The 17775-nt window shown below is 69.5% G+C and carries 23 protein-coding genes; 13 read left to right on the plus strand and 10 right to left on the minus strand.

The window, feature by feature from the left end; all coding sequences use genetic code 11:
- The first annotated feature begins 44 nt into the window (after positions 1 to 44).
- From LV75_RS06885 to LV75_RS06895, 3 genes are all read left to right on the plus strand, one after another.
- The gene (locus tag LV75_RS06885) at positions 45 to 1028 is read left to right on the plus strand and encodes a DUF3558 domain-containing protein (RefSeq protein WP_253885878.1); all 984 of its coding nucleotides are present in this window, start codon (positions 45 to 47) and stop codon (positions 1026 to 1028) included.
- 185 nt (positions 1029 to 1213) lie between these two features.
- On the plus strand, positions 1214 to 2989 hold the full coding sequence (locus LV75_RS06890; protein ID WP_253885879.1) for a 3-hydroxyacyl-CoA dehydrogenase family protein: 1776 nt from the start codon (positions 1214 to 1216) through the stop codon (positions 2987 to 2989).
- 13 nt (positions 2990 to 3002) lie between these two features.
- Complete coding sequence (locus LV75_RS06895; RefSeq protein ID WP_253885880.1) at positions 3003 to 3209, plus strand: FmdB family zinc ribbon protein; 207 nt, start codon at positions 3003 to 3005, stop codon at positions 3207 to 3209.
- A gap of 29 nt (positions 3210 to 3238) precedes the next feature.
- Here the strand turns inward: LV75_RS06895 and LV75_RS06900 are convergent, their stop codons facing one another.
- A complete protein-coding gene (locus LV75_RS06900) occupies positions 3239 to 3481 on the minus strand; it encodes a hypothetical protein (protein WP_253885882.1) in 243 nt (80 codons plus the stop codon).
- Positions 3482 to 4020: 539 nt separating this feature from the next.
- Positions 4021 to 4785: a type I methionyl aminopeptidase gene (gene map / locus LV75_RS06905; protein ID WP_253885883.1), complete on the minus strand. Its 765-nt coding sequence runs from the start codon at positions 4783 to 4785 to the stop codon at positions 4021 to 4023.
- A gap of 45 nt (positions 4786 to 4830) precedes the next feature.
- Here map and LV75_RS06910 point away from each other — a divergent pair, with 45 nt between their 5' ends.
- A complete protein-coding gene (locus LV75_RS06910) occupies positions 4831 to 5097 on the plus strand; it encodes a helix-turn-helix domain-containing protein (protein ID WP_253885885.1) in 267 nt (88 codons plus the stop codon).
- Positions 5098 to 5099: 2 nt separating this feature from the next.
- Here the strand turns inward: LV75_RS06910 and LV75_RS06915 are convergent, their stop codons facing one another.
- The 4 genes from LV75_RS06915 to LV75_RS06930 form a co-directional block, all read right to left on the minus strand.
- Positions 5100 to 5564, minus strand: coding sequence for a hypothetical protein (locus LV75_RS06915; RefSeq protein WP_253885887.1), 465 nt, complete (start codon positions 5562 to 5564; stop codon positions 5100 to 5102).
- A gap of 20 nt (positions 5565 to 5584) precedes the next feature.
- Entirely contained in the window at positions 5585 to 6778 is a 1194-nt protein-coding gene (locus LV75_RS06920) for a hypothetical protein (RefSeq protein ID WP_253885888.1), read from the minus strand.
- The gene (locus LV75_RS06925) at positions 6775 to 7089 is read right to left on the minus strand and encodes a hypothetical protein (RefSeq protein WP_253885889.1); all 315 of its coding nucleotides are present in this window, start codon (positions 7087 to 7089) and stop codon (positions 6775 to 6777) included. Before LV75_RS06925 ends, LV75_RS06920 begins: the two co-directional genes overlap by 4 nt.
- 667 nt (positions 7090 to 7756) lie before the next feature.
- The gene (locus LV75_RS06930; RefSeq protein WP_253885992.1) at positions 7757 to 8692 is read right to left on the minus strand and encodes a carbohydrate kinase family protein; all 936 of its coding nucleotides are present in this window, start codon (positions 8690 to 8692) and stop codon (positions 7757 to 7759) included.
- A 209-nt stretch (positions 8693 to 8901) separates the two neighbouring features.
- On the opposite strand from LV75_RS06930, the gene LV75_RS06935 reads away from it, so the two are divergent.
- Positions 8902 to 9078: a hypothetical protein gene (locus LV75_RS06935; RefSeq protein WP_253885891.1), complete on the plus strand. Its 177-nt coding sequence runs from the start codon at positions 8902 to 8904 to the stop codon at positions 9076 to 9078.
- A 59-nt stretch (positions 9079 to 9137) separates the two neighbouring features.
- Here the strand turns inward: LV75_RS06935 and LV75_RS06940 are convergent, their stop codons facing one another.
- Complete coding sequence (locus LV75_RS06940) at positions 9138 to 9500, minus strand: HesB/IscA family protein (RefSeq protein WP_253885893.1); 363 nt, start codon at positions 9498 to 9500, stop codon at positions 9138 to 9140.
- Between the two features lie 877 nt (positions 9501 to 10377).
- Positions 10378 to 11403 carry a glycerate kinase family protein gene (locus LV75_RS06945; RefSeq protein ID WP_253885894.1) on the minus strand — a complete coding sequence of 342 codons (1026 nt, stop codon included), beginning with the start codon at positions 11401 to 11403 and terminating at the stop codon, positions 10378 to 10380.
- A gap of 44 nt (positions 11404 to 11447) precedes the next feature.
- Here LV75_RS06945 and LV75_RS06950 point away from each other — a divergent pair, with 44 nt between their 5' ends.
- Positions 11448 to 12098 carry a DUF3043 domain-containing protein gene (locus LV75_RS06950; RefSeq protein WP_372504145.1) on the plus strand — a complete coding sequence of 217 codons (651 nt, stop codon included), beginning with the start codon at positions 11448 to 11450 and terminating at the stop codon, positions 12096 to 12098.
- A gap of 10 nt (positions 12099 to 12108) precedes the next feature.
- Positions 12109 to 13092 carry an aldo/keto reductase family protein gene (locus LV75_RS06955; protein ID WP_253885897.1) on the plus strand — a complete coding sequence of 328 codons (984 nt, stop codon included), beginning with the start codon at positions 12109 to 12111 and terminating at the stop codon, positions 13090 to 13092.
- On the opposite strand, the gene LV75_RS06960 is transcribed toward LV75_RS06955, so the two are convergent.
- Positions 13082 to 13948, minus strand: coding sequence for an alpha/beta fold hydrolase (locus tag LV75_RS06960; protein WP_253885898.1), 867 nt, complete (start codon positions 13946 to 13948; stop codon positions 13082 to 13084). The two genes, LV75_RS06955 and LV75_RS06960, sit on opposite strands and share 11 nt — an antisense overlap.
- Positions 13949 to 14017: 69 nt before the next feature.
- Between LV75_RS06960 and LV75_RS06965 the strand changes: the two genes are divergently transcribed.
- Positions 14018 to 14827 carry a helix-turn-helix transcriptional regulator gene (locus LV75_RS06965; RefSeq protein WP_301318754.1) on the plus strand — a complete coding sequence of 270 codons (810 nt, stop codon included), beginning with the start codon at positions 14018 to 14020 and terminating at the stop codon, positions 14825 to 14827.
- Between the two features lies 1 nt (position 14828).
- Here the strand turns inward: LV75_RS06965 and LV75_RS06970 are convergent, their stop codons facing one another.
- Positions 14829 to 15143: a hypothetical protein gene (locus LV75_RS06970; protein WP_253885901.1), complete on the minus strand. Its 315-nt coding sequence runs from the start codon at positions 15141 to 15143 to the stop codon at positions 14829 to 14831.
- A 193-nt stretch (positions 15144 to 15336) separates the two neighbouring features.
- Here LV75_RS06970 and LV75_RS06975 point away from each other — a divergent pair, with 193 nt between their 5' ends.
- The 5 genes from LV75_RS06975 to LV75_RS35825 all read left to right on the plus strand — a co-directional run bounded on the left by LV75_RS06975 (position 15337) and on the right by LV75_RS35825 (position 17701).
- Entirely contained in the window at positions 15337 to 16230 is an 894-nt protein-coding gene (locus LV75_RS06975) for a helix-turn-helix domain-containing protein (protein ID WP_253885903.1), read from the plus strand.
- Between the two features lie 5 nt (positions 16231 to 16235).
- Complete coding sequence (locus LV75_RS06980; RefSeq protein ID WP_308210882.1) at positions 16236 to 16424, plus strand: DUF397 domain-containing protein; 189 nt, start codon at positions 16236 to 16238, stop codon at positions 16422 to 16424.
- Positions 16425 to 16429: 5 nt separating this feature from the next.
- Entirely contained in the window at positions 16430 to 16618 is a 189-nt protein-coding gene (locus tag LV75_RS06985) for a DUF397 domain-containing protein (RefSeq protein ID WP_253885906.1), read from the plus strand.
- Positions 16619 to 16780: 162 nt separating this feature from the next.
- Positions 16781 to 17260, plus strand: coding sequence for an Imm1 family immunity protein (locus LV75_RS06990; RefSeq protein WP_253885907.1), 480 nt, complete (start codon positions 16781 to 16783; stop codon positions 17258 to 17260).
- 93 nt (positions 17261 to 17353) lie between these two features.
- The gene (locus LV75_RS35825; RefSeq protein WP_372504146.1) at positions 17354 to 17701 is read left to right on the plus strand and encodes a tetratricopeptide repeat protein; all 348 of its coding nucleotides are present in this window, start codon (positions 17354 to 17356) and stop codon (positions 17699 to 17701) included.
- Positions 17702 to 17775: the final 74 nt, after the last annotated feature.

The following is a 17775-nucleotide window of genomic DNA, read 5'->3' on the forward strand; positions in this document are numbered from 1 at the left end:
CGGTTCCCCGCACGCGCGGCGGACCGGGTGGTTACCGTTGGCCCGTGCGGGGATTACTTCGACTGGTCGCGGCGGGCACGGTTCTGGTGCTCGCCGCGGGCTGTGGCGCGGATCTGTCCAAGTCGAGCACCGCGCGCAGCACGGTGCCCGCCACCTCCGGCCTCGGCACCAGCGCGCCCACGCCCAAGCCGACCGACGCGTTCGACCCGGAGAAGCTGCTCGGGCTCAACCCGTGCGGCCTCATGGACGACGCCGCGCTCAAGCCGCTCGGGCAACCGGCGGAGAGCAGGCTGCGCGACTACTCGCAGTGCTCGAACTACATGAAGGACAAGGACGGCAAGGAGCTCAACCTCAACCTGTCCATCGGGGAGCCCACCATCGGCCAGCCCGAGGCGGGCGCCGAGATCGACGGGCTGCCGTTCGTCAAGTCCGAATTGGACGACAAGACGGCGTGCTTCCTCACCGCCGTCACCGAGACGAACCCCAACCGCGGCATCACCGTGCAGGCGGGCCGCCGGGACAAGGGCGACCTGTGCACGCCGGGGGAGGCGCTGCTGCGGTCGGTGCTGGCCAAGATCCGCGAAGACCCGCCGCGGCTGGACCTCGCCGACAACACGCTGGTCGAGCTGGAGCCGTGCACGCTGGTCTCGGACGCGGTCATCACCGCCGCGGTCGGCCCGGACTCGCGCAAGCGGCCGAGCGGGGCGCACGTGTGCTCCTGGAGCGGCGGCGGCAGGTCGCTCATGCTCACCTTCCGCATCGGCCCCCGCCCCGACGACATCGCCGACGCGGCCAAGAGCAGCCCGGTCAACCTCGGCGACGGCGTCACCGCCCAGCAGCGCGGCGAGGCCGATGGCAAGCGCTGTCGCGTGGAGTGGGCGCACGCGGCTTTCCCCGGCGACAAGGAGCGCGCCGAGGTGGTCGCCCTCGACCTGAGCCGCTACGGCGACGCCACCGCGGGTGAGGACCTCTGCGCGAAGGTGCAGGCAGTGACCAAGGCGCTCATCCCGAGGTTGCCCAAGCGGTAGCTGTCCCAAGTGGATGGTCGGGCCCCTGGCCCAACCGGGTGACCGATGATGGGCAACGGGCTGGTCGGCGGGTTCCGCCCCCGTCGCGGAACCGGTGCAGTGGCGCAGTTCACGTCGTGCGACAGCCTTCCCGTGGCATCATCAGCGCAAGATGTTACCGGCAGGTAGCAACGCGGGAGGTAGCTGTGACGCGTGAATTCACTGTCGTCGGCGTGGTCGGACTGGGCACCATGGGCGCCGGGATCGCCGAGGTGCTCGCCCGCAGCGGGGTCCGCGTGGTGGCCGTCGAGGTCGACCCGGCTGGCATCGAGCGCGGCCGCGGCCACGTCGAGTACTCCACCGGGCGCGCCGTCGCCAAGGGCAAGCTCGCCGAGGACGCCCGGGCGCGGCTGCTCGACCTGATCACCTACAGCACCGCGCTCACCGACCTCGCCGACGCCGACCTGGTCATCGAGGCGATCCCCGAGTCGCTCGACCTCAAGGCGGGCCTGTTCGCCGAGCTGGACCGGATCGTGCGCCCCGAGGTCGTGCTGGCGTCGAACACCTCGTCGTTGTCGATCACCCAGATCAGCGTCCACGCCGGACGCCCGGGCAAGGTCGTCGGGCTGCACTTCTTCAACCCGGCGCCGGTCCAGCGGCTGACCGAGGTCGTGCGCACCGTGGTCACCGAGCCGGACGTGGTCACCGACGTGGTCGACTTCGCGCGGCGGCTGGGCAAGGAGCCGGTGGTCATCGGCGACCGGGCCGGGTTCATCGCCAACGCCCTGCTGTTCGGCTACCTCAACCACGCCGTCGCGATGTACGAGTCCCGCTACGCCACCCGCGAGGACCTCGACGCCGCCATGCGCTTCGGCTGCGGCTACCCGATGGGTCCGTTGGCGCTGCTCGACCTCATCGGCCTCGACACCGCTTTCGAGATCCTCGAGACGATGTACGCGCAGTCGCGCAACCGTTTGCACGCGCCGACGCCGATCCTCAAGCAGATGATCACCGCGGGGTTGCTCGGTCGCAAGAGCGGGCGCGGCTTTTATACTTACGAGGCCCCGGATTCGCCCACTGTTGTGCCTGACGTGCCGGTGACCTCGCCTGAGGAGGTCGCGTCGGTGCGTCGCGTTCGTCGTGTTGGTGTTGTGGGCACCGGGACGATGGCCACCGGGATCGTGGAAGTGTTCGCCCGCAAGGGGTTTGACGTCGTCTTGCGCGCCAGGTCGGCGGAGAAGGCTGAGGCGGCGGTCGGCAAGGTCCGCAAGTCGTTGGAGCGTCAGGTGACCAAGGGGCGACTATCCGAAGAGGACCGCGATGCCGTGTTGGGTCGGGTCGCGCCCGTGGTCGAGTTCGCCGAACTGGCCGACTGTGATCTGGTGATCGAGGCCGTCGCCGAGGAGCTGTCGGTCAAGCGGGCCGTGTTCGCCGCGCTCGACGAGGTCGTCAAGCCGGGCGCGGTCCTGGCCACCACGACGTCCTCGCTGCCGGTCATCGAGTGCGCCGCAGTGACCGCGCGACCCGGTGACGTGATCGGGCTGCACTTCTTCAACCCCGCCCCGGTCATGAAACTGGTCGAGGTCGTCGCCACCATCGCCACCGCACCCGACGTCGTCGCGACCGCCCGCGCGGTGTGCCTGGAGATCGGCAAGCACCCCGTCCACTGCGGCGACCGCGCCGGGTTCATCGTCAACGCCCTGCTGTTCCCGTACCTCAACGACGCGGTGAAGATGCTCGAGGCCCACTACGCCGAGGCCGACGACATCGACACGGCGATGAAGGTCGGCTGCGGCCTGCCGATGGGCCCGTTCGAACTGCTCGACGTGGTCGGCCTGGATGTGTCGCTGGCCATCGAGCGGACCCTCTACAACGAGTTCCACGAAGCCGGCTACGCGCCCGCCCCGCTGCTGGAACACCTGGTCACCGCGGGCCGCCTGGGCCGCAAAACCGGGAAGGGCTTCCGCGACTACAGCCGGTGAGGATAATGGCCCCGTGCCCACCTACGAGTTCCGCTGCCGCGAGTGCGGCTCCACCTACGACGTCAACCGCCCCATGATCGCCGCGAACGACCCCGCCCCCTGCCCCGACGGCCACAACGACACCGTCAAGCTCCTCACCATGGCAGGCCTGTCCGGCCGCGCCGGGGCAGGTGCGCCCCAGGCTGGGGGTGGCTGTTGCGGCGGTGGCTGCTGCAGCTGACCGGACGCCTATAGGACGGCTGCTCGCGACTACAGACTGCTGGAGTGCACGCTCACGACAGGCAGTTCAGTGCGGGGAGGTTCAATGGTGAACCGGACAGCGGCGCAGCGGGAGAAGTTGACGACGATAGCGCTCTCCATACCGATGTTGATAAGACGCGGCAACCCCGACGCGGCGAGCCTGCCCACGGCCTTTGCCATGTCAGCCGCGCTGTCGGTGTCGACCACCCGGAGCACTGCCCCCAACTGCGGCGAGAAGATGAAGACGGCCATCTGAGCAGGCTACGCACGCGCGTTGCTCCGAGCACAGCCGAGAACGCCCCCCATCACCCCTTCGATCCGGCGGCGTGACCCCGCCGAACCACAGCCCGCCGGATCGGCTGATCAATGGTGCTCAAGCGCGCGGCCGTGACCTGAAGCACCAACCCACCACGTCGGTGCCCCCAGCCAGCCAGCAACGGCCGGTAACACCCGGCTGGCGGTCACCCGGTAGTCGCGCCGGTGGCTGCGGTGGCCGACCCGGTTGCCCGCTGGACGGTGGCCCGTGGCTGGTCCAGGTGTCTGCTGGCCTGTGGCGGACTGGGTGCTGGCTGGGCTGTTCGCGGGGAGTGGCCCGTGGGCGGTTGCGGCCTGTTGCCCACAGGGTGCGGTCTGCTCCGGGCGTTCTGTCGGCGTCCGCCGGTAGGCTGTATATCGGGGGCTGATCAGCGCGGGTTCGATAAAGATTCGCTGGTCAAGGCGTACTTCTGCCATCGGGTGTGTGCTGTGGCGCGGCACCGTTTCGGGTGGTCGTGGGTGAGTTGTCCACAGGTCTACGGGGTCGTCAGCACCACCGGCCCGTCCTCCGTGATGGCCACCGTGTTCTCGACGTGGGCGGCTCGGCTGCCGTCCACTGTGCGCAGGGTCCAGCCGTCCGGGTCGGTGGTGAAGGGGTCGGCGCCCGCGTGGAGCATGGGTTCGATCGCGATCACCAGGCCGGGGCGTAGTCGCATGCCGCGACCGGCTCGGGCCTCGTTGGGGACCGAGGGCGACTCGTGCATGGCGCGGCCGATGCCGTGGCCGCCGAAGTCCGGGGGGATGCCGTAGCCCGCGCCGCGGACGACGGTCGCGATGGCGTGGCCGATGTCGCCGAGGCGGTTGCCGGGGGTGGCGGCGGCGATGGCGGCGGCCAAGGCCCGCTCCGCGGTCTCGATCAGCTTCAGGTCCGCCGGGTCGGGGGTGCCGACCACGAAGGAGCGGGCCGCGTCGCCGTGCCAGCCGTTGAGGTGGGCGCCGAAGTCGATGCTGAGCAGGTCGCCGTCGCGCAGGGGGGTGGCGGTGGGGATGCCGTGCACGATGGCGTCGTTGACCGACGTGCACAGGACCGCCGGGAACGGGCTGTCGGCGAAGCCCGGCTGGTACCCCAGGAACGACGACCCCGCCTTGTGCTCGGCCAACACCTCCCGCGCCACCGCGTCCAACTCCAGCAGGGTCACCCCAACGCCCGCGGCCGCCCGCACCCGGTCCAGCGCCTCGCCGACGATCCGGCCCGCCTCGCGCATCGCCGCCACCTCGGCGGCTGTCTTCAGCTCGATCATGCGGATAACTATACCGGTATATCTATCCCGCGCTAGGATGGCCCCATGGTGCGCCCCCCGCTCAGCGACGACGAACGCCAGCGCGGCGAACTGCTCGGCGCCCTCCTGCGCTCCGCGCGCGGCGACCGCAGCATGGTCGACATCGCCGCCGCCGCCGGGATCTCGGTGGAGACCCTGCGCAAGATCGAGCGCGGCCGCGTCCCCACCCCGGCCTTCTTCACCGTCGCCGCCATCGCCGGGGCCGTCGGGCTGCCGCTGGACGAACTCCTCGCCCGCACCGCACCCGCGGAAGTCGGGAAGCTGACCGCTTAGCGCTACTGACCCTTCGCCACCAAGACGACGGTGTTGGCGTCCTTCGCCAGGTATGCCGTGGCAGACCAGCCCTGGGCGGCGAATGCGTCGTCGAGGGTGGGGCCGGTTAGGTAAGGGCCGTCGGGTAGCTGGTCTTGGAGGCCCTCCACGACCGCGGGCTCGGCCTTGTCATCGTGCGCGTTCGGCGAGAGCTTCGCGACCAGTGACGGCGGCAGGGTCACGATCGCGTCGATCCAGTACGTCGAAGGGCCGGGGACCCGGTCGTCGCCGAGGGTGCCGGACATCCACCGGGCCGACTCCGCCTCGGCGAGCGCCGGGAAGCGCGTGGTGAGCGGCTCGAGGTCGGTGCGCACCTGGCCGGTGCCCGACTTGGTGGGCATGGTGGGTCCCTTCTCCGGCGCGGCGGTGCCGCAGGCGGTGGTGAACAGCAGCAGCGCCGCCGCCGCGAGGTGGGTGGTACGGGGCACCGCGAGTGGTCCTTCCGGCGTCACCGGCCGGACAGGTCGGTGGTCAGCTTGGTCGGCGGGTTGCCGAGGTCCCAGGTGATGGTCTTGGTCATGCTGCCGTGGCTGTCGAACGGCTTGGCCCAGCCTATTTCGGTGAACCGGCCGTTCGCGTTGTCGGGGGCGCCGGTGGCGATGTCGGACTGGCCCCGGTTGAAGTTGTACCGGTCCTGGCCCTCCACCGTGACGACCATGGTGACCTTGTTGCCGTCGACCTTCACGTTGCCGTGGCTCCAGATCTGGTAACCGCCGACGGCCTTCTGCCAGTTCTCCGTCGCCGGGTACGGGCCTGCGCTGCTGGGCGCGCCGGTCATCGAGAAGTCGGTGCGGCCGGACCGGATGATCTCCTCGGCCGCGCGCGCCGCCCGGGTGACCTCGGAGTCGACACCCTGGCGGATGCCGGTGTCCTCCCGGTACGCCTTCTCGTAGTTCCACTCCTTCGGCGTGCCGGTGTTGTCCCAGTAGTGGTCGTACATGCCGGTCGCGTCGGGCAGGTAGCCGAGCGCCTGGGCGCCGCGCAGTTGCGCCAGCCACTTGGCCTTCTGGGCGTAGTCGCCGAGCTCGGCGTCCTTGGAGCCGTAGACGAAGTCCTCGTCGAAGGTGAAGGTCGGCTTCTCCGGCGGACCGGTGTGGTACTTGCCGTCGGCGGTCGTGGTGATGTCCGCGTCGGCGAGGTTGGTGGCGCCGTGGTCGCTGACCTTGCCGTCGGCCGCGGCGGCCAGGGCCTTCGCGAGCTGGGCGTCGACCTCTGCGGCCCCGGTCATCACCCGGCGCACCCGGTCGACGAGGCCCTGGGCGATCCGCGGCCGGTTCGCGTCCTTGGAACTCGGATCACCGTCGCGCACCGACCCGTCCGGCCCGATCCCGAACCGGTGGGTCCTGGCCACGTCCTCCAGTTCGTCGACCGACCGCCGGAGCTCGATCACGGCGTCAGCGGCGTCCTGCAACGCCTTCTGCACATGGGCCGCCTCGGCGACAACGTGCTCGGCGCGGTCGCGTAGACCGCTGAGGGACGTGCGCGCGGCGGTGGCGTTCTTCCCGTGCCAGAACAACGGCCCGAACGCCATGTCGAGTTCGTCTTGCAGGCCCAGGACCCGCTCCTTACGCCCCCGCACCGCCTGCGCGGCATCCTCAAGCGCTTCGGCATTCCACGACCGGACATCGGCGTAGGTGGTCATATCCCGAACCTCAACACATTCCCCAGCACATCAAAGTCCTGCGCCGCAGCGGCTTCGTCCTTCTCGTAATCATTGGCGGACGTGGTGATGTTCCCGCTAAGCAAGACGATGTCGGCCGACCAGTCCCGCATCCGGTTGTTCCACGCTGCGGCGAGGGCCTTGGCCTGGCCCGCTGAGGCGGACCCGGGCATGGCTTCGGACACTGGGGTCACTGCCTCCCCCAGCTTGACCTGCGCCGCTTGGTCGCCTGCCGAGTCCGCAGCTTTCGCGGCCCGCCGCAAACCCTCGACGTTGACGTTGTAGCCGTCCATGGCCCTCCCCACGGGATGCGTGAGGCGAAGGTAGGGGTGGGTGGGGGTGACGGGGGGTGGTTTCGTTGGGCGATCACTCGGATGGATGCGGGTGGGGGGTGGTGAGTGGGGGGCGGGTACACGGGTGGCGGAGTCTTGGGGTGGGGCTGGCTTGCTGTGCTGGAGGTGGGGTGGGGGATCGCGGGAAGTGAATGAACTTGGGGGCTTGGACGGGTAAAGTCCCTGGTCACCAAGTGTCTTCCCCGCGCACGCGGGGCTGTTCCCTATCACCCGCCCGCGAACGCGCCGGTCGACGCGTCTTCCCCGCGCATGCGGGGCTGTTCCCGCGCGGTAGCCCGGGACCCGTAGCTGAACCGTGTCTTCCCCGCACCTGCGGGCTGGTCCTCCACGGCAGCCTGAGAACCACCCACCCCCGCTCCCCACGCGCGCGGGTCGGGGGCGCAGCCCCCACCCTCACCGGGGGGCGGCCCCAGGGCCAGTCTACTAGGCCCCACCGACAGTGGATCTTGGAAGCAGGCACCCGAAGATCCACATGTGGATAACTTCTGTCGCTGAACCGGGTGACGTTGTGGTCGGTCTTGCCGGCGAGCGTGGGGGAGGGTGGCCGCCCAGAAACAAGAGGGCCGCCACCCCAAGTGCGCAGGTGGCGGCCCTCCGAGAGAAGCACTCAGCCGGGCAGGATGGCGGCGATCTCCGCGCCTGCCTCCGGCCCGAAAGCGTCGCCGATGCGTGCCACGGCCTCGGCCTTCGCGAAAGTCCACTCCTGCGGTCCGTCCGCCTCCAGCACCAGGACCGCCACCATCGACCCCAGTTGGGCGCACCGCTCCAGCCCCAGTCCCTGCGTCAGGCCCGCCAGGAAGCCCGCCCGGAAGCCGTCCCCCACCCCCGTCGGGTCGACCTTGGCCTTCTCCGGGACGGCGCCGACGTGCAGGGAGGTGCCGTCCTTGGTGACGATCTCCACGCCCTTCTCGCCCAGGGTGGTGATCCGCAGGCCGACGCGGTCCATGACCTCCGCCTCCGACCACCCCGTCTTGCGGCGCAGCAACTCCCACTCGTAGTCGTTGCTGAACAAGTAGTCCGCGCCGGTGATGAACTGGCGGATCTGCTCGCCGTCCATCCTGGCCAGCTGCTGCGACGGGTCGACGGCGAACTTGTAGCCGCGGTCGCGGCTCTCCTGGGCGTGGCGCAGCATGCCCTCGGGGTCGTTCGGGCTGATCAGCACCAGGTCGAGGCCGCCGACCCGCTCGGCGATGGGGGCCAGCTCGATCTGGCGGGCCTCCGACATCGCGCCCGCGTAGAACGAGGCGATCTGGCACAGCTCGTCGTCGGTGGTGCAGACGAAGCGGGCGGTGTTGGCGACCTCGGACACGTGCACGCCGGAGGTGTTCACCCCGTGCCGCTCCAGCCAGGACCGGTAGTCGGCGAAGTCGTCACCCACGGCGCCGACCAGCACGGGGGCGGTCCCCAGGACCCCGAGCGCGAAGGCGATGTTGGCACCGTTGCCGCCGCGGCGCACGACCAGGTCGTCGACGAGGAAGCTCAGCGAGATGCGGTGCAGCTGCTCGGTGACGAGCTGCTCGGCGAAGCGACCGGGGAAGTGCATCAGGTGGTCGGTGGCGATGCTTCCGGTGACGGCAACGGGCACGGAGCCCCTCCTGTGTTCCTCGGCCCAGCGACGCCCGATCGACGTCGAACTCGGCTCGGCGCGGTCATGGCGGATCAACCACCCACCCGGGTGGCGTCAGGTCACCGTTGAACACTACCGCTTGGTACGCCTGGGAACCGCCGCCATCCGCGCCTACATTGCGACGAATGAGCGCACCGCAGCAACTGCCGGACACCATGGACGAGTTGATCGCCGACTGCGCCGGGCTGCCCCCCGCGCTCACCCAGCGACGCCCTGAGCTGCCGTTGCCCCGCCTGCCCAAGCCCTGGCGGGTCGATGAGGCCTGCCACGCCCAGGTCGCCGACCTCGACGAGTACGTCTAGCGGCTTCCGGACACGCAAAAGGCCGCGACCCAGCCCGGGTCGCGGCCTTTTGGCGGTGACTAGTGGAACGAGTCGCCGCAGGCGCAGCTACCGCCCGCGTTCGGGTTGTCGATGGTGAAACCCTGCTTCTCGATCGTGTCGACGAAGTCGATCGTCGCGCCCTGCACGTAGGGGGCGCTCATCCGGTCGACGGCGACCTTCAAGCCGCCGAAGTCGCGGAAGAGGTCCCCGTCGAGGGTGCGCTCGTCGAAGAACAGCTGGTAGCGCAGGCCCGCGCAGCCACCGGGCTGCACGGCGATGCGCAGGTGCATGTCGTCGCGGCCCTCCTGCTCGAGCAGGGCCTTGGCCTTCACGGCGGCGGCGTCGGACAGTTCGACACCGTGGGTCGCCGCCTCGGTGCCAGTCTCCTGAGCGGTGGTCATCGTTCTCCCTGGGAATGGTCCTACGCGGGCACGTACCCGGCACAACAGCGTTGGCCCGGACTTTGTTCCGGACTACCTCATCCCATGGTGACACACGTCAGTGCCATCCCGGCAGCGATGCGCTCAGTACCACTGAGGACAACCGCGTCCGCCCAGGTCAGCGCCTTCTCCCGCTCGAATGTCCCCCCGCTCACCACCCACGAGCCCCCATCCAGAACTTCTCCCGCGCCGCTCTGCTCCACGCACCCAGCCGCCGCTCGCGCCCACCCGGGCCGCGCCTCCCCGCACCGACCCGCCACGCCTTCGACCCAGCTGCCCCTCCCCGCGCGCGCCCGCGACCGAGTGGCGCCCGGCCCCCACCCTCTCCGGGGGGCGACCCCGGTGCCAGTCTACCGGGCCCCACCGACAAAGGATCTTGGAAGCGGGTGGCAGAGATCCACATGTGGATAACTTCTGTCCCTGGGACGGGTGAATCCAGGTCACCCTCCCGACATGGCGCCCCAGGTCGGAGCGCCTCGAGGGCGGGGCCGGGCGGCTGGTGGAGCGAAGCAGAGTCGCAGGTAAGACGCCTGGGCGACCAGTGCGAGAGCCGTTCAGCCCGGAATCGAGCAGGCCCGGTAAGACCCCACAACGCTCCCCGCACGCGCGGGTCGGGGGCGCAGCCCCCACCCTCACCGGGGGGCGGCCCCAGGGCCAGTCTACTAGGCCCCACCCACAGTGGATCTTGGGAAACCCAAGCCGAAGATCCACATGTGGATAACTTTTGTCGCTGGAACGGGTGAAGACGAGAGCGGGTGGGCGGCCTGGACCTGGGGGAATGCGGAAAGGGGGTCGGGTGGGAGGCGTAGTCGGACAAAGGCGGGTGATCAGGAAGGGGTCAGCGCCACTGGCGGGCGGTGTGGTCGGCCAGGGCGGCGAGGGTGCCTGCTGGGTCGGCCAAGGAGGCGTCCAAAGAGCCAGCGAAGTCGGCCACCGAGTGGGCCTCTGCCACCCCCACCGCCCCCGCTTGGCGGCGGCCAACAGACACCTGCCCAGCCAAGACCACGCACGGGATCCCGCGATCGGCAGCTGCGCGGGCTACCGAGGTCACGAGCTTCCCGCGCAGCGATTGCCAGTCGAAGCTGCCTTCGCCGGTTACAACCAGTGCCGCGCGGTCCAAGGCGTCATCCAAGCCCGTGGCGGCGCGGACTACCTCCGCGCCAGACACGACAGCGGCGCCCAGAGCCAGTAAGGCGAAGCCGAGCCCCCCGGCTGCCCCAGCGCCCGGTTCATCCCGGAGATCCCGGCCAAAGCGAACAGCGACCTCCTCCGCCCAAGCGGCCATCCGAGCCTCCAGACGGGCCACCGCGGCCGGGTCAGCGCCCTTCTGGGGGCCGAAAGTCGCCGCCGCGCCGTGCGGGCCCAGGAGGGGGTTCTCGACGTCCACGGCGGCGAACAGTTCGGGCAAGGGCCCGTCCAGGACCTCAAGCGCGCCCCGGCCGCCGTCGGTGGTTGCGGAGCCGCCCAGGCCGATCACCACGCGCGACACCCCGGCGTCGCGGGCGGCCAGCACGAGCTCGCCGACGCCCCTGGTGGTGGCGGTCTCGCAGGCCTCGGCGCGGCGGTCGGCGGGGACCAGGTGCAGGCCGATGGCCTCGGCGGACTCCAGGTAGGCGACGCCGTCGTGGATGAGCCACTGGGCGTCGACGGGGTCGCCGAGGGGGCCGGTGACGGTGGTCAGCACCCGCTCGGCGCCCAGCGCACCCAGCAGGACCTCGGCGAACCCGGGCCCGCCGTCGGCCAGCGGGAAGGTCGACACGCGGTGGTCGGGGGCACCCCGGCGCCACCCCTCGGCGATCGCGGTGGCCGCCTCCGCTGAGGTGAGCGTCCCGCCGAAGCTGTCGGGGGCGATAACGACTCGCACGGGCGCAGCGTAGCGACCGCGGGGCTTGTCCTACCCTTGTCGACGTGAGGTTCCTGCGCCGCAACTCCGCTGACAGCCCCGACGCCGACTTGGTGGAGGACGACGCTGTCACCGTCGGTGACGGTGGGCCCAAGGGGCACACGCCCGGCAAGGGCAGGCCGACCCCCAAGCGCCGCGAGGCCGAGGGCCGCAAGCGCGGTCCGGTGGCCCCGCCGCCGAAGACCACCCGCGAGGCGATCCGCCGGGCCCGCGGGTCCAAGGAGGAGCGCAAAGCGCTCAACGCCCAGCGCCGGGAGCAGCGCTCCGAGCAGCGCCGCCGCATGGCCGACGGTGACGACCGCTACCTCATGCCGCGCGACCGCGGCCCGGTGAAGGCGTACGTGCGCGACCTGGTCGACAGCAAGCGCAACCTGCTGGGCCTGTTCATGCCGCTGGCGGTGCTGGTGTTCGTCTCGCTGCTGTCCACCTCGCTGGTGGTGCAGCAGTACGCGACCCTGGTCTGCCTGGTCATGCTGGTCGCGATGATCATCGAGGCCGTGCTCAACGGCCGCCGCGTGGTCAAGCGGGTGCGCGAGAAGTTCCCCAAGGAGAACGTCGGCGGCGCGGGCATCGGCTGGTACGCGTTCGTCCGGGCGACCCAGCTGCGCAAGCTGCGCGTTCCCAAGCCGCGAGTCACCCCCGGTACCGCGGTCTAGATTCGGCGGTATGGAGTTTCGTCGCCTGGGCCGTAGTGGCCTCAGCATCAGTGAGATCTCGTTCGGCAACTGGCTCACCCACGCCTCCCAGGTCGAGGAGGAGACCGCGCACGCCTGTGTGCGGGCCGCCCTCGACGCCGGGATCACTACGTTCGACACCGCTGACGTCTACGCGGGGACCAAGGCGGAGGAGGTCCTCGGCCGCGCCCTCGAAGGTCACCGACGCGAGAGTGTTGAGATCTTCACGAAGGTCTATGGCGTCACCGGTCCCGGACCTAACGACCGCGGACTCGGGCGCAAGCACATCATCGAGTCCGCCCACGGCTCCCTCCGCCGGCTTAAGACCGACTACGTCGACCTCTATCAAGCGCACCGGTTCGACCGGACCGTGCCGCTAGAGGAGACGTTCCTCGCGTTCGCCGACCTCGTGCGGCAGGGCAAGGTCCTCTACATCGGTGTCTCCGAGTGGACCGCCGACCAGATCACCCGCGGCGCCGCGCTCGCCCGCGAGCTGAACGTGCCGCTGATCTCCAACCAGCCGCAGTACTCGATGCTGTGGCGGGTGATCGAGGACCAGGTCGTCCCGGCCTCGGAGCGCGAGGGCCTCTCGCAGATCGTCTGGTCGCCGATCGCGCAGGGCGTGCTCACCGGCAAGTACCTGCCCGGCTCCCAGCCGCCGAGCGGCTCCCGCGCCACCGACGACCAGGGCGCCAAGATGATCTCCCACTTCCTGCGCGACGAGGTGCTCACCGCGGTCCAGGACCTGCGCCCGCTCGCCGAGGAGGCCGGGCTGTCGCTGGCTCAGCTGGCGATCGCGTGGGTCCTGCAGAACCCGAACGTCGCCTCGGCGATCATCGGGGCGTCGCGGCCGGAGCAGGTCACCGAGAACGCGGCGGCCGCGGGCAAGAAGCTGGACGCGGACCTGCTGGCCTCGATCGACAAGGTCCTCGAGGGCGTCGTGGAGCGCGACCCCCGGCTGACCGTCACGCCGTGAAGTCCAGAACGCGCTGAACAACGCGGTCGAAGTCGCCGGGGCGGCGCAGGACGTCGTGCCCGGCGCCGGTGATCGTCTCCACGGCGGCACCTGGGACCAACTCCTGGAGTCGACGGGCGGCGGCAGCGGAGTCATGGACGACGCTGTCGCCGCCGAACAACGCCAACACCGGCACCCGCACACCCCTTAGTGACTCGGCCGCGGGCACCTTCTGGAAGGGCCCGCCCGGCCGGAAGTGCCGGATCGCGCTAAGCAACAGCTGCGCTTCCGGGCTGTCGTAGATGTCTTCGCCTAGGCACCAACGCAAGAACCGCCGCCATATCCACTCCCGGTTCAGCACCGAGGTCACCAGCCCGAAGGCCGCCACCCCCGCGGAGAACGACGCAGTCACCGTCGTCGGGTCGAGCAGGCTGATGGACGCCAGCCGGTCGGGCCGGTGAATGGCCTGGTTGACCGCGTGCCAGCCCCCGGTCGACGCGCCGACGAGGTGCGCGCCCTCCAGCTCCAGCTGACCGAGGACGTCGTCGAGGCACCGCGCCCGGTCCTCGAAGTCCTTGAAGCGCACGGACTGCACGCTCCGCCCACCCTCGCCAAGCGTGTCGATCGCATACACAGTCCGGTGTTCACCCAGTACAGGCCCCAACTTCCAGTAACCCGCGGCGGTGGCCAGCAGACCGGGAAGCAGCACCACCGGAGGACCGGATCCGAACCGGTACAACCGGGTGGTGCCGTGCGCTGTGCCGACATCCAGCGCCGCCAATGGATCCGGCCACTGCGCCATAGCGATCTCGTACGCCTGTAGGTACTTTTCTTGTGCCGCAGCACTCTTGAACTGCCCAACACCTTTGGTCGTCATGCGCCCGAAGCTACGCAAGTCGGGGACCCCCGTCTTGGAAGCAGGTAAGGTTGCCCCAGGGGGATACGCATGGCCGACTGGTCACTCGTAGTGGCGCGCAAAGACATCGAGCGCTCGCCAAGCGAACACGTCTTTAGCCGGCCAGACCCGCGCTTAGCAGGCCTAGTGCGCACGTACGCCGCGCACACCTTCCCGAACACAGAACCAACCCCATGGCGGGTCACCCCGCTAACCGTGCTCACCGTTGTCTTAGACCTAGAGGCCCCGCAGCGACGCCTGCCGGACGGCACGGACCTCCCGTCATGCCCGGTCCTCGGTCTACGCGACCGCCCCCTCGACCTGGAACAGGCAGGCGTGGCCCGCGGTGTCAGCATCACCCTCACCCCACCCGGCGCGTACGCGCTATTCGGCCTGCCGCTCAAGGAACTGGCCAACGAGACCGTCCCGCTGGCCGACCTGCTCCGCGTCGACCTCCTGCGCGAGCGGCTCGCCGAGGCCGACGGCTGGCCCGAGCGGTTCCGCCTGCTCGACGCCTACCTGCTGGGCCGCGTCGCGCGCGGTCCGGCGCTGAGCGGTCAGGTCGAGGGCGCCTGGCACCGGCTGATGTCATCCCCGGTGTCGGTCGGCGCGCTGGCCGAGGCGAGCGGGTGGACGCGCCAGCACTTCCACGCCCGGTTCCGCGAGCAGATCGGGCTGGCACCGCGCACGGTCGCCCGCATCGCCCGGCTCAACCGCGCGGCCCTGCTGCTGGCGCGCCCCGAACCGCCGTCCCTGGCCGCGGTGGCCCACGTGTGCGGGTACGTGGACCAGCCGCACCTCAACCGCGACTTCCGCACGCTGACCGGCTGCACGCCGACCGACTACCGGACCGGCGGCTGACTCAGTCCTGCTCGGCGGTCGGGTCGACCCAGACCAGGTGGGCGCGGGTGTGGTCGCGGGTGAACAGCGGCAGCGCCGACTCCGGGCCGTTGAGGCTCATCCGCAGCGGCCGGTGGATCCCGACGAGCTCGGCGTGCTCGGGGAACGCCATGCCCCACGCGGCGATGCGGGCGTCGGCCCGCTCACCGAACTCCTCGACGACGGCGAAGAGCCGGGGCGCCTCGACAGCGACCGCGCCGGTCAGCAGGGCGGCGAACTCGGCCTCGTCGCAGGCAGGCGGCAGGGGGCGGTTGCCGGGGGTGGCGATCGTGGTCATAAACTAGCCTCCGTTGCGGGATGAAATGCGGCTTGCGATAGCCAGGCTGCGCCCCAACCTTCAAGATTCGCCAGCGGGACCGGCTACCAAGTGCCGCTGAGCTTATTCTGTAACTCCAGTTTGTATAGTCACCTAAAAGGGTGATCCCGGGTGCGGGTCACTCAACGTGATCGATGTGGGAGGATCCGGGGCCATGACGAGCCCATCGCGGTCGATCAGCATGCAGCGGCGGCTGCTGGGAGCGGAGCTGCTGCGGCTGCGCGAACAAGCGGGCCTGACCCAGGACGAGGCCGCCGAGCACCTGGGCAAGGCCGGGAACAAGATCAGTCGGGTCGAGTCGGGCAAGATCGGCATCGACAAGAGCGACCTGGACGTGATCCTGGAGCTCTACCGGGCGACGGAGAAAGACCGCCTCTGGTGCCGCGAACTGTCCCGCCTGTCCAAACCCAAGCGCGGTAGGCCTACCGGCGAGACAACGCTCTACCTGGGACCCCGCTGGTTCCGCGCCTTCCGCGACCTGGAGGCCGACGCCACCGAGATCATGGAAGTCCGGTCGGAGATCATCACCGGCATCCTGCAGACGGATGACTACATCCGAGCGATGTTCGAGGCTCAAGGCACCGATGCGGCTGACCAAGAAGTGGATGATGCTCTGCGGATACGTGCCGATCGGCGAACCTTGCTGACAAGAGAGGACGCCGCTCGCTTCGCCTTCGTGCTTAGTGAGTCGGCACTGCGTCGCCAAATTGGTGGTCCCGAGGTGATGGCTGAACAACTGCGGCATCTGGTTGACGTGGCGATGTTGCCGAACGTGACGCTCCAAATCATCCCGTTCGCCAGCCGGTCGTATGACTACTTGAGTACGACGTTTACGCTTTTCCGGTTCGGGCATGAGATGGCCAATGACATCGTCTACCTGGAGATGTACTCCGACGCTGCCTACCTCGACAAGCCCCCGGAGACGGTTCGCCGCTACAGGGAGCTGTTTGCAAGGTTGCAGGGGGTAGCCCTCGGCCCGGTGGAATCGCGACACTTGGTGGCGACCGTGGCGGAGGAGTACGCCTCGGTGGCAACCACAGGGAGATGACAGCCATGACTGACTGGGCCACGGTCCCGTTCCGCAAGTCCAGCCGCAGCGATGTGAATGGCGGTCAGTGCGTCGAGGTGGGCTTCCGTCCCGGCCTGGTCGCCGTTCGGGATTCCAAGTGCCCTGGTGGTGGCTTGATCGTGCTGCCCGCCGCCGCGTGGGCAGGCTTGATGGCTACAACCTCGAGGAGTTGATCCCCATGCCCAACTGGTCCACGGTCCCGTTCCGCAAGTCCAGCCGCAGTGGCACGAACGGTGGCAGCTGCGTTGAGGTGGGTTTCCGTCCCGGCTTGGTCGCCGTTCGGGACTCGAAGTGCCCCGCTGGCGGCCTCCTCGAACTCCCACCCGGCGCGTGGACCGAGGCCCTGGCCTCCTTCCGAACCCCCTGACCCACCAGGCCGCCCGCCCCACCGGACGGGCGGCCTCGGTCGGACAGGCACGATCGACGGCTACCCCAGCCACTCGATCCGCGCCTGCATACGACCACCTACGTACGCGGGGTGGGTTACTCCTATGGCGATCCAACGCACGTACCACGGGAAGGCGAAGTGGTGACCGACTCCCGCACACCCATCACCCACTGGGGTTTCATCGCCCGGGACGAACTGTCCGACGATGTCGACCTGGTCGGCGAGGTTTTGGCGCTCAACGCGGCGGGCCCCTCGACCTGGAGAAGGGCGGACGTCGGGTGGATGTGGGAGCTGGGCGAGACCCGGCCAGACCCCGACGCCGAGGAGGAGGGGCCGACGCTGGCCTTCGGCGTGCACAACGCCATCGGCTTCCTCCAGTGGCACGACGGCCTGGACGTGCTCGTGCCCACCTCGGGTACCAACACCGACTGGGTCGAGTACCACAGCGCGGGACTGCACCCGGCGGGCATCCGACCGCACGCGGAAGTACCGGTCGACCTGGTGCTGGCCGCCGTCGTCGAGTACCTCGACACGGGGCAACGGCCGACTTGCGTGGAGTGGGAACCAGGCGCCGCACTGAAATCCCGGTGGTCCACCCGCGGAACAGCCACGGCAGGCTAGTCGCCACGCCGTGATGCGCGGTCCGGCGAGGCCGGTCTCGTACAGACAACCGCGAGCGATTCGGCGGCGCAGCTTGGGCTGGGGTTGCGGAGCATGTTGGCTAGATCAGGTCGGCTCGGTGAGGCTGAAATTGAGTTGGCGACAGTCGTTGATGCGCGTATCAGTGTTCTCGGGTCCGATCATCCCCACACGCTAACGAGCCGTGTCGCCCTTGCGAGCGTGCTTGCCGAGTTAGGTCGTCTTGATGACGCCGAGGTCGAACTTCTGGCTGTCCTTGAAAGTCAGACCCGGATGCTTGGGGCAGAGCATCCGGTCACCCTTGTAAGTCTCAATAATCTCGCGGTAGTGCTCGTCCGCAAGGCGCTTGTGCAACAGGGCGCCAGCTTCAAAGCTTCACCGGGTAGTGCGAGTCCGGGATCACCGGCGTCATCCGGTGCTTGATGAAGATGCTGTTTCAGAGCACGAGCATCAGCAGTGCCCAGATCTGCCGACTGTGCCAGCGCCCCCGCACAGGT

The organism is Actinokineospora diospyrosa (assembly GCF_024171925.1).
Lineage (GTDB): Bacteria > Actinomycetota > Actinomycetes > Mycobacteriales > Pseudonocardiaceae > Actinokineospora > Actinokineospora diospyrosa.